General features: G+C 45.2%; 9 protein-coding genes. 3 read left to right on the top strand and 6 right to left on the bottom strand.

What is annotated here, in order from left to right:
- Positions 1 to 105 precede the first annotated feature (105 nt).
- Positions 106 to 639, bottom strand: a complete 534-nt coding sequence (locus ACEW9O_RS06805) for a hypothetical protein (protein WP_373549390.1) — start codon at positions 637 to 639, stop codon at positions 106 to 108.
- A 630-nt stretch (positions 640 to 1,269) separates the two neighbouring features.
- On the opposite strand from ACEW9O_RS06805, the gene ACEW9O_RS06800 reads away from it, so the two are divergent.
- Positions 1,270 to 1,479, top strand: a complete 210-nt coding sequence (locus ACEW9O_RS06800) for a hypothetical protein (protein WP_373549389.1) — start codon at positions 1,270 to 1,272, stop codon at positions 1,477 to 1,479.
- 59 nt (positions 1,480 to 1,538) lie between these two features.
- A complete protein-coding gene (locus ACEW9O_RS06795) occupies positions 1,539 to 3,026 on the top strand; it encodes a hypothetical protein (RefSeq protein ID WP_373549388.1) in 1,488 nt (495 codons plus the stop codon).
- 560 nt (positions 3,027 to 3,586) lie between these two features.
- Here the strand turns inward: ACEW9O_RS06795 and ACEW9O_RS06790 are convergent.
- Entirely contained in the window at positions 3,587 to 4,159 is a 573-nt protein-coding gene (locus ACEW9O_RS06790) for a hypothetical protein (protein ID WP_373549387.1), read from the bottom strand.
- Between the two features lie 185 nt (positions 4,160 to 4,344).
- Positions 4,345 to 5,106, bottom strand: a complete 762-nt coding sequence (locus ACEW9O_RS06785) for a ParA family protein (RefSeq protein ID WP_373549386.1) — start codon at positions 5,104 to 5,106, stop codon at positions 4,345 to 4,347.
- A gap of 55 nt (positions 5,107 to 5,161) precedes the next feature.
- Between ACEW9O_RS06785 and ACEW9O_RS06780 the strand changes: the two genes are divergently transcribed.
- A complete protein-coding gene (locus ACEW9O_RS06780) occupies positions 5,162 to 6,418 on the top strand; it encodes a hypothetical protein (protein ID WP_373549385.1) in 1,257 nt (418 codons plus the stop codon).
- A gap of 120 nt (positions 6,419 to 6,538) precedes the next feature.
- Here ACEW9O_RS06780 and ACEW9O_RS06775 read toward each other — a convergent pair whose 3' ends face one another.
- The 3 genes from ACEW9O_RS06775 to ACEW9O_RS06765 are packed head-to-tail and all read right to left on the bottom strand — an operon-like array spanning position 6,539 to position 11,552.
- The gene (locus ACEW9O_RS06775) at positions 6,539 to 10,036 is read right to left on the bottom strand and encodes a tetratricopeptide repeat protein (protein ID WP_373549384.1); all 3,498 of its coding nucleotides are present in this window, start codon (positions 10,034 to 10,036) and stop codon (positions 6,539 to 6,541) included.
- A gap of 12 nt (positions 10,037 to 10,048) precedes the next feature.
- Entirely contained in the window at positions 10,049 to 11,065 is a 1,017-nt protein-coding gene (locus tag ACEW9O_RS06770; RefSeq protein ID WP_373549383.1) for a hypothetical protein, read from the bottom strand.
- Positions 11,066 to 11,084: 19 nt separating this feature from the next.
- Positions 11,085 to 11,552, bottom strand: a complete 468-nt coding sequence (locus tag ACEW9O_RS06765; protein WP_373549382.1) for a hypothetical protein — start codon at positions 11,550 to 11,552, stop codon at positions 11,085 to 11,087.
- Between the last annotated feature and the right edge of the window lie 98 nt (positions 11,553 to 11,650).

Genomic DNA, 11,650 nt, shown 5'->3' with positions numbered 1-11,650 from the left:
GCAACGCTGGTCTGATGATGGTTGCGATAAGATGATCAAACTTAGGGTCGCTTTACGCAGCCAAAAATTCGATCTCATCACTAATATTTTCAGGAAATCCGCAGCTTAATGATGAGGTGCGACAATTTGAATTACACCCCTAGTTAAAGGTGATTCTACTAAAGTATTGTTGTAATACAACTCATATGTACGAACTAGGCTAGGGTCATTTCCTGAGTTATCTTTGGCAGTAATTTTACCATTACAAACCTTCAATTCCACGACAGGATTAAAAGGAAAGACGTAATAATTACTGTCTCTATCTGTAACATTACCAGCCAACCACATTCGGCGCTGAATCTCAACGATTTTACCTTGTCGTGAGCTGTAACTTATGCTCAATAAATTGAAATTGACCTCAGTATTTGTAGAAGTAGGAGTAGGTACAATCTGACTGGCATTGCTTCCATTTACCTCAAACCAATATTGTTTTGCTGTAATATCGCTTCTATACGAGAAATAGGCAGTTGCCAAGCTTTGAGGCACAATAATGGGATTGCTTTGAGAAGAACCATCCACATGCTGCGCATAAGCACTGTAGTTCAGTAAAATCAGTAAAATCCCCAGGCAATAGGAAATACGGGTCGTCGTCTTATTCATGACTCAACAAGGTTTAATTCTGCAATGGTGTATTACAGCAATAATTTTACATTTTCCACTGCGCTCTTCACGCAATGAAATTAAAGGACAATGATTGGTCAGCTTAGCATTGGTTACACCCGGGCAGGTATGACAATCCTAAGTTGTTGATTGTAAAGCAAATTAGTTTTGGTAGCTTTAATAAAAATACTTGTACTGAATGTAGGGCTACCTGACAAAGGAGGTAGCGTTATAGGTTTTTTACTTACGATTTGCAATAAACATTGTTGTAATTTGGTGATGGCAATATAAATACAAACACACGTAACTTTCCAAATTTTAGGTTAACTTTTTTTTAATTTATTTTTTGAGGATGCTTGGCTCCTTTCAGACCTTGAGTTTTGGGTTTATGATTGTATTGAGGAACGGTTAGTGACTGCCCACTCAATAGCAACTACACATCAAAGGCTTCTCCCCTTTTGCCAACTGATCCCTCTTTGGTCTATGCTTTTAGGAGTTTTTCAGCAACACATTTTGAAAAATAAATTGAATGTTTTGTTTTTCTGCACAATCTGCATAAATTGCAGAAAAATTACAACCCCTCTCATGTTTCAGCTTTTGTTAACTTAGCCCGATCACAAAAATCTCTCTATGGCAAAAGCGAGCAAACAGAAAGGAGTATCAGTCGGAATATACCTCAGCCAAAAAGCACACCAGGAAGCCCTCAAAGACGCCAAAGATCAGGATCGTGCAGTGAGTTACATTGTCAGCAAAATCGTTGAGGAACACTACAAGGCGCAGGGCCGCTTGACCGATGAAGAACCCACCGAAGGGGAGCAAACAGGCAAAGAAAAACCCTGAATAGCTACTGCGAATAGCTAGACAGGGTATGGTTTAACTATAAAAGTCAGTACAAATCTATGGAAAATCGATTGATTATCCAAAACCCTTTCCGTGCCCGCGAGAAAGAGGATGATGAGAAGCGTCTCTATGAGAATGTTTCTCGGGAGTTCACTCCCCTACCCTACCACCTGCGTTACAAAACGCTTTATGTTTTTTCCGTCATCGGAGTTTGGTTCATCCTGGCCTTGAGCGGCATTACCGAGTTCAGTGCTGTTTATGCTTTCATATATGGCCTCATTAGCCAACTGCCTTTTGGTTCCCAACTTACGTTGCTCATTACTGTTTTTTTGATCGTCGGGTTTGAACTCTTGCATCGCTTTGCAGGCAACACTTATTTCAAGGAATTCTGGCTCGACGGTGGCAAACACCAAAGTGACAACAACGGCGCCCTGGCCGGCCTGATCCTTTGTGCCGCGGTGTCGCTGGGTACCTCCATCCCCGGAGGTTTTGACCTAGTCGAAAACATCAAAAAGAAGCCCCGTAAAACGGAGATTCAGGAGGAAAAACCGGAAAACGTGGCAGCTGTTCTGAGCCCCTATGTGCAACAAGCGCAAAACCGGGTCCAGGAATACAAATCCACCCGCAGCTGGAAGGGTAAACTTTCCGACAAGGATGCTAAGGAGTGGAAACGCCGCACCGAGGTGGCCGAGCAACGCGAGCAGGACTTGATTGCCGCCATCACCAACGTCCCCAAGTCCAATGAAGAAAAGCGGGCACTCGCAGAGGAGCAGTACCAACAAGACCTGGCCAAGTGGCAACGCGAAACCACTGGCAATGGAACCGCTTTTGGCGTCATCAGCATCTTGACTACTTTGCTGATGTACCTTTGTATCTGGTTTCAGTTCAAATACAAAAAGAAAACCCAGGAGCACCTCACCGAGAAATACCTGGCCAATAATCCCCAAAGTGCAGCTCCTCCTGCCTCAACTCCCCAACCCCTGGCCAGTCCCTCTCCTACTCCACCCTCGGCTCCAGATGTGACCCAGGTACTCCTGGCCATCAGCCATCGATTGGAGAACCTGGAAAAAACCAGCAACTTCCAGTCCATCCCCTCCGCTGCCCCCTACCCTACTGCTGTTCCTACTGAGCAAAGCCCCCGCAATCGCCCTCAGATCGGTTTTAGGCTACCTGCCAGCCGTACCTCGCCTCGGGAGGCAGAAACGCTGTTGCAAGCCGTTGCAATGCCTTGCAACGAGGTCATCAGGCAAATTGAACAGGAAGGGGAAACCCTCGATCCCGCAGATGTGCCACTGGATGACATTTACACGGTTGAACACCGCCGTTTCACCGATGGCAAAGTGATTCGCCATGGCAAGGAACGCATCCGTTGGTACGTAAGCAAGTACACCGATCAGGTCAACCGCGCACAACTCAAACTGCAAGAGGGTCCCCTCCAGGAAGGCCTCCAGGATAGCTTGACCAACTTCCAGGAAAAACTCGCTTATTGGAAATCTTTGGAAGAACAACTGAAAGCCAAACTCAAAACGGTGGACATCGAAGCTTAAATCGACCAAGGCAGGGCGGAGGAAAAGCCCCCTTCGCTCTGCCTCAACCCCTGAGCGCATCCCTCCTTAGATGTCCCTTAGATGCCTTAGATGGTTCAAAAAAAACCGCAGCGAAGCTGCCCAAGTCTTACTTTGTGCACTCTGTGTCCTCTTATTTTTTCTTTGTGCTAAAAAATGTCGCTTTCGCCCTTAAGTGCCCCTTAAGTGCCTTCAGTTTCTTAGGTGGTTCAAAAAAAAAGCCCTGCGCAGCAGGATCCTCTCAATAGAGTAGAGTCACGTCACTTAAATTGAGCCGTGTACAGCCCCCTTCATCTACCTCAACCCCTGAGCGCATCCTTGCTTAGGTGCCCTTAGGTGCCTTAGGTGGTTCAAAAAAAAACCGCAGCGAAGCTGCCCAAGCCTAACTTTGTGCCCTCTATGTCCTCTTATTTTTTCTTTGTGCTAAAAACTATCGCTTTCGCCCTTAAGTGCCCCTTAAGTGCCTTCAGTTTCTTAGGTGGTTCAAAAAAAAAGCCCTGCGCAGCAGGGCCCCCTCTCTTTCTCTCTCTTCCTTCCTTCCCTTATTTCAAGTTATTCCGTTCCTTATACTTCCCCACAGCCTTGTTCACCACATTATTCCCAATCACCTCGTTCATGTAATGCGTCAACGCCGTCTCCACAAACTCCCTCAAATCCATCATCTCCGAAGCCGCCGCTGCCCGTACCCGAATCCCAAACTCGTACCCAGTTTCAATAAACAAGTTCATCTTTTCCCGGGGCCCTTCTTTAGGCTCCGCCGCTTTACGCGTATTGCTCCGAGCTTTTTCTTTAGGCGCAGTTTCCGCCTTAGGCTCAGGGTTCACTGCCACGGGCACTTCCGGCACTTCAACAGTCAGCCCCTGGCCATCCTGCACATATTTGGCTGCTTTTTGGCGCAGCTCCTCCATTGCCTCTTCAGGAATCAAGGGGAATTCATCCGTAGTATCAACCGGATCAGCCACCACTTCCGCTTCAGCACTGGCGACCGCGCTGGGGGCCACCGGGAGCACTTCCTCTACCTGTTCTTTTACCACCTCCACCTGTGGAGACACGATGCCCGCCAAGCGACTTTTGCGCTCACCACTTAAGGCACCTGCAAAACTTTTCTTTGCCATATCTTGGGTTGTTTGCCTGCTTGATAATTACTTAGTAACGAGTGAAAAATAAGTTAGCGATTTTGCTGTAGCTATTTTGAGCTTAATCAAGTATCTTTTGAGGCGAATAGAAGCCTATTTAACGAAAAAGATAGGAAGAGTAAGTTCAAAAGAGCAAGGCAAAACGTGAAATTATTTTTCACTCGTTACTTCACCTTCACTGAATATCGACTCAACATCTCCTCCACCATCACATCGTATTCCTTCGATGCCTTGGCGCGTTTGTTGTACTCAAACACGTCGATGCCCTGCGCCTGTGCTTCCGCTACGGCCACGTTGTTGCTGATGCGGGTATTGTATACCAGCGCCCCAAACCGTTCGCGGATAATCACCTCCACGTCCTTCTTGAGCGTTTGCCGTGGGTCAAATTTGGTAAAGAACACCCCGCCAATCTTCAGACTCGGATTGACGTGCTGCTGAATCTCATTGATCAATTCCTGCAAACTGTCCAAACCCCGCATGCTGAAGTACTCGGCATCCAGTGGAATGTAAATCTCATTTGCGGTGGAAAAGGCATTGATCGTCAACAAACCCAGTGAAGGGGGGCAATCAATGAAAATGTAGTCGTAATTGTCCCGGATTTTGTTCAGCAGGCCATCCAGGATTTTCTCCCGCCCAATTTTGGTGCTAAACTGGATGTCGGCATTGGCCAACCCAATGTGCGAGGGCACCAGGTCCAGGTTTTCGCTAATTGTGACAATTGGAGTAGCTGCCTCGCCAATCATGGCATCGTAAATCCCGATTTCAGGATCCGCACAGCCAAAGGCGTCCGATAGATTGGATTGTGGGTCAAAGTCCACCATCAGTGCCCGGTACCCGCGCCGAGCCAAACCCGCGGCCAAATTCTGCACCGAGGTTGTTTTGCCAACTCCACCCTTGTGGTTGGCCATTGCTATGGTTATAGCCATTTTTTTGTAGTTTTGAAACCGCCTGGTATCGACGATCAATGTCGTCAATGCCACCTTGACTACAAAGGTAGTCAATGCAGTCTATACTTCCAAGGTTCCATTGATGGTATTTGGCATCAATGTGCTCAATGGCATCAATGTGCTCAATGGTATCAATGTGTTCAATGGCGTTAATGGCATTAATGGCGTTAATGTCGTCAATGGCGTCTATGTGCTCAATAGCGTCTATGTGCTCAATAGCGTCAATGTGCTCAATAGCGTCAATGTGATCAATGGCGTCAATGTACTCAATAGCGTCAATGTGCTCAATAGTGTCAATGTGCTCAATGGTGTCAATGTGCTCAATGGTGTCAATGTGCTCAATGGTGTCAATGTGCTCAATGGTGTCAATGTGCTCAATGGTGTCAATGTGCTCAATGGTATCAATGTGCTCAATGGTGTCAATGTGCTCAATGGTGTCAATGTGCTCAATGGTGTCAATGTGTTCAATGGTGTCAATGTGCTCAATGGTGTCAATGTGCTCAATGGTGTCAATGTGCTCAATGGTGTCAATGTGCTCAATAGTGTCAATGTGCTCAATGGTGTCAATGTACTCAATGGTGTCAATTTGCTCAATAGCGTCTATGTGCTCAATGGTATCAATGTGCTCAATGGTGCCTATGTGCTCAATGGTGTCTATGTGCTCAATAGCGTCTATGTGCTCAATAGCGTCAATGTGCTCAATAGCGTCAATGTACTCAATAGCGTCAATGTGCTCAATAGTGTCAATGTGCTCAATAGTGTCAATGTGCTCAATAGCGTCAATGTGCTCAATAGCGTCAATGTGCTCAATATCGTCAATGTGTTCAATAGCGTCAATGTGCTCAATAGTGTCAATGTGCTCAATGGTGTCAATGTGCTCAATGGTGTCAATGTGCTCAATGGTGTCAATGTGCTCAATGGTGTCAATGTGCTCAATGGTGTCAATGTGCTCAATGGTGTCAATGTGATCAATGGTGTCAATGTGATCAATGGTGTCAATGTGATCAATGGCGTCAATTTGATCAATGGAGTCAATGTGCTCAATGGAGTCAATGTGCTCAATAGCGTCAATGTGCTCAATAGTGTCAATGTGCTCAATGGTGTCAATTTGCTCAATGGTGTCAATGTGCTCAATAGTGTCAATGTGCTCAATGGTGTCAATGTACTCAATGGTGTCAATGTACTCAATGGTGTCAATGTGCTCAATGGTGTCAATGTGCTCAATGGTGTCAATGTGCTCAATGGTGTCAATGTTTACCTGAATTCTTGTTTTAAAAATAGGATAGGGTAGCTGGAAATTAAATTACCTGAACTGCTGCAGGCAGTGGAGTTGCGAGTGGATTGGGAACGGGGTTTGCAGGCCGAGATTCGGTTTGCTGGGCTGCTGAAGATTGTACATATGAGCCAGGGGCTATGGCTTTACCATTTCGATGATCAATGCGCTGAGATCGGCGTTTTCGGCTTGCATTTGGACAACTATTGCACCTTTTTGGGCAAAATACTCCGAGCCGCTCTTTTGGTGCAATTCATCAAACAGTTGCAGGGCCCTCGCAAAATTTTCTTGTGGGTGAGCACCTGCTAATTTTTTTAGTGCAGCACGTATCGCCATGGCTTCAGCATAAGTGGATTGAAAACTGCTGTTTTCAGACTCAAGTTGGTATAGTTCCTGGCTATGTTGAAAACACAAACCAAATGCTGCCTGAGCTTGATCCACTTTGCTGAGCATCAGTTTGATCATCCCTAATTTAGCGTACGAAATGGCGAGCATGTTTTTGAAAGTGACTTTGTCAGGGAAGTCCTCGAAGAGTTGTTGTCCCAATTGATTGAATTGTTCAAAAAACTGGAGTGCCTGCTGTAGATTACCCAAATTAGCGTAGGTATTACCAAGGAATTGATAAGAACTAGCGAGCGTGCTTTTGAATTCGACATTGTCTGGAAATTCCTCGAAGAGTTGTTGTCCCAAAAGATTGTATTGTTCAAAAAACTGGAGTGCCTGCTGTAGATTACCCAAGGAAGTGTGGATATAACCAAGGAATTGGTAAGAAATGGCGAGCATGTTTTTGAAAGTGACGTTGTCAGAGAATTCCTCGAAGAGTTGTAGTTCCAATTGATTGTATTGTTCAAAAAACTGTAGCGCCTGCGCTAGATTGCCCAAAGAGGTGTGGGTCTCTCCTAAAGTAGAGTAAGAGCTGGCGAGCGAGTTTTTGAAAGCGACGTTGTCGGGATAGGCCTCGAAGAGTTGTAGTTCCAATTGATTGTATTGTTCAAAAAACTGTAGCGCCTGCGCTAGATTGCCCAAATCAGCGTGGGTATGACCAAGGCATTGATAAGAGCTGGCGAGCGAGTTTTTGAAAGCGACGTTGTCGGGATAGGCCTCGAAGAGTTGTTGTGACAATTGATTGGATTGTTCAAAAAACCGTAGCGCCTGCGCTAGATTGCCCAAAGAGGCGTGGGTAATCCCAAGGAATTGATAAGAAATGGCGAGCGAGTTTTTGAAAGCGATGCTGTCGGGATAGACCTCGAAGAGTTGTAGTTCCAATTGATTGGATTGTTCAAAAAACCGTAGCGCCTGCGCTAGATTGCCCAAAGAGGTGTGGGTATGACCAAGGAATTGATAAGAAATGGCGAGCGAGTTTTTGAAAGCGACGTTGTCGGGATAGGCCTCGAAGAGTTGTAGTTCCAATTGATTGGATTGTTCAAAAAACCGTAGCGCCTGCGCTAGATTGCCCAAATAGGTGTGGGTATGACCAAGGAATTGATAAGAAATGGCGAGCGAGTCTTTGAAAGCGACGTTGTCGGGATAGGCCTCGAAGAGTTGTAGTTCCAATTGATTGTATTGTTCAAAAAACCGTAGCGCCTGCGCTAGATTGCCCAAAGAGGCGTGGGGCTCTCCTAATTTAGCATAAGAAATGGCGAGCACGTTTTTGAAAGCGACGTTGTCGGGATAGGCCTCGAAGAGTTGTTGTGACAATTGATTGAATTGTTCTAAAAACCGTAGGGCCTGCGCTAGATTGCCCAAAGAGGCGTGGGTAATCCCAAGGAATTGATAAGAAATGGCGAGCACGTTTTTGAAAGCGACGCTGTCGGGATAGGCCTCGAAGAGTTGTAATTCCAATTGATTGTAATATTCAAAAAACCGTAGCGCCTGCGCTAGATTGCCCAAAGAGGTGTGGGTCTCTCCTAATTTTTGGTAAGAAATGGCGAGCGAGTTTTTGAAAGCGACGTTGTCGGGATAGGCCTCGAAAAGTTGTAGTTCCAATTGATTGGATTGTTCAAAAAACCGTAGGGCCTGCGCTAAATTGCCCAAAGAGGCGTGGGTCTCTCCTAATTTTTGGTAAGAAGTGGCGAGCGAGTCTTTGAAAGCGACGTTGTCGGGATAAGCCTCGAAGAGTTGTAGTTCCAATTGATTGTATTGTTCAAAAAACCGTAGCGCCTGCGCTAGATTGCCTGTTGTCCAATGAAAGCTCCCCAATTGTTCACAAAGTATGGTGAGATCATCATCGGCCTCCGCAAAGCACCCTACCAGTATTTCCGCATAGCGGGCAAAAAGGGCTGCTTCGCTATAGCTGGTATTCAGAAAATGGCCAGTCCCGGGTTCGTACAGCAGTTTTTCATTCAGCGCATCTATCAAGCCCTGACAATCTGTCCTCAAGGTTTCATTTTTCTTGCGTACAATTTCCTGCACCACCGGACTTACTTTAAAGGAAGCTCCCGCTTCATCGTAATCCAGCCAGCCCTTTTGGGCCAAAGCCAGCAAATGGGTATCCAATTCAGTCGTCTCTGGCAGCAACTCCACCAACACCCCAAACTCAATCCGCTCCGCTGGCAGCACCGCAAACACCGACATTAGCCGCTTTTCCTCCACACTTAAATCCCCCAAATCGTACATCGCCGCTACAATTACCTCCGGCTTCTCTTTGCGCAAAGAGCCACGTGAATGGTAATCCGTCTCCACATCTTTGCTCCTGCTGATTGCCAAGAGCCCAGTTGCCTGCAAATCAGCAAGCAATTCCGGCAGAGAATAGTTTGTTCGCAGTCGATTGAACTCCCGCAAGTTTTTTGCCAATAATTCGATTACCAAGGTGTTGCCATCTACTGCGTCATATATCTGCTCGAACAAGGCATCTTCACTTGCCTCATGTTTGGGGTAAAAGCGCACAAACAGTTCCTTCGCGTGCTCCAGCGGCAAACCACCAATCCGGTAACTATCCGCTTGGCCAAACTCAGTGATTCTGGTGGTCACCAATAGATGAAAATTACTCAACCGGCGTAAGTGTTGATAATTGGCTTCTAAATCTTCCAGTTCATTAGCATTGTCGATTACCAAAAGCACCGGCTCCTGAAGCTCAGCCATGGATGTGAGCAATTTTTGTAAACGTTGCTCACTGGGCATAGCATCTTCAAACTGGACTCCCAGCGGGGCCGCCAATTGTAGCAAAGCATTACTGATACTTCTTTCGCTGAGTAGCCAGGCTACATGACAATAAGCATGACGATAATGGTGGTAGTAGCGGGATGCAAGGGAGGTTTTGCCAACGCCTCCTATACCATTGACCAGCAATAGAAGGTTTGTACCCGCAAATAGTTTTTCCTTTATGGCTTGCAACTCGACATCCCGTCCCAGGAAGACTTCGGGCTGGAAGGGTGGGGGAGTTAGGTTTTTGGGAACTTGAAATGGCAATTGCTGGATCAAAAGCTGGAAGGTAGCCGTTTCGATTTGGCCAATATTGTAGATTTTATCAGCAATTTGAAAACTGGTCTGACCATTCGCCAACAATAGTTTTTTCAACTCCTCAATGTCTGCCTTGATTTCGCGGACTTCATCACCCACTTTGACCACAATACTACTGTTGTTGGCACCTTGAATGACAATGTTTTGACTGCCTTGGATATGGGATTCGTTTTGCATGTTTAGACAGGGTTAGGAAAAATTGGCGTTATCAATGTTGTTGATGTTGTAAATCTTAGTGCCTGGAGGTTCGGCAATTATCCGCCTTAATTCACTTAAGTAGATTTGTTCATCATTTAGCCACTCTTTGATAATTGCATGAAATTGTCGTTCTTCTTCCGAAGAATCGTGAATGTACCCTTTTTTTAAATTTTGCCTGCGATGTGCATTAAGTATTTCAATTTCAGCATGTTGAATGTTGGATATTTTCCCTTTTTCATACAGTTTTAACCCATTGATATTGACAAGTAGTTCATTGGTTATCGTCAACAAAACCTGAACTAAACTTGATTTAGTATGTCCTTTAACCCTTGAGAGACCTGTATACCTGTTCTTTTGAGGCTCACCTTTCAAGAATGGTATTCTTCTTTCAAAAGAAGCCTTCAAGTGCTCAAAGTAACTAATTTCAAAAGGGAAAATTGCTAACCATTTACCGTATGTTTCATAAAGTAGATCAAGATCAAACGAGTCTTGTTCATCAGCTGATGCAGCTCTGAATTCTTTTTGCGTGTACTCCAATAGAGTCAATGATTTATAAAGAGGAATATTTTTCGTTTTAAGCCATTTTTTATCACGAAGCCGATACTCCAATATTGATAAGTATCGATCCCAACCAATATTGGGGTGACCAAGACTTTCCAGATTTGCAATAATGAAATCCGTAATGTCCTCAAACCAGTCAATCTCATTGATTTTTGTAGCAACGATGTGTTCAGTAAAGGAAATTTGCTTGATGATTTTATTTGCAATGTTTTCATATTGCGACTTGGAAAACTGTGGATTATCCTTGAGTTCTCGATGTGTGTCACAACAATCGGGGAATTTAGTGAACCATTCTTGGATTCCTTCGTAGGCTTTGGTATGAAATTTACAACAATAAGGTAGCTCTTTTCCGGTTTTTTGATTCTTTGGGTATTCATAATTCTCAGGTGGATGTAGTTCAAATCCACTTAGTGTAAAGGTTGCTAATTTTATCCATGGGTTTTTCATCTCTAAGGAGTTCAATGAGTTAAGAAAAATCCGCCTTATCTATCTTGTCAATGTTATAGATCTTCTCCGCCTGCTGCACCGTTCCCCCCGTCTGTATCTTAATCTCACTGCCCCGCACATCCTGAATCGCGATGTTCCCATTCCCCGTCACCGTCATCTGGTTGCTATTCCCAGCTACTTGTTCATTAAGCACCCTTTCCACCTGCTGCTTGAGCACCGGATTACTTTCAGCTTGTTCCTCCACTTCCCGCACCAGGTCGATCAAAGCATAACGCAGCTTGTTCTTTTCCACATTGGCGTCATCCACATTAATGGTGCCTCGCTGGATTTGCTGCATAAGCTCGCTCAGCCGGGCCGACTGCCCAATGGCTTCATCCAGCAAGGGGCTGCTTTGTAGCAATTGTTGGAGCTGCTGAGTGGCTGCTTTCAATTCATTTTTTCCAATCAGGTCGAGTATGGTATTGGCAAAAGCTGGGATATTGGTCATGGTGTCTTAGTGTTTGATATTGAGTCGGAAGATAGGAAATGATAAGCGAAAAAACAAAAGGGTAGAGTTGTTGTATTTAGGAGCGTCTTACATCCCTT

Origin of the sequence: Haliscomenobacter sp. (assembly GCF_041740695.1) — a bacterium.
GTDB lineage: Bacteria > Bacteroidota > Bacteroidia > Chitinophagales > Saprospiraceae > Haliscomenobacter.
Note: the sequence above shows the minus strand (reverse complement) of the source record. Positions and strands in the feature narration are given on the sequence as shown.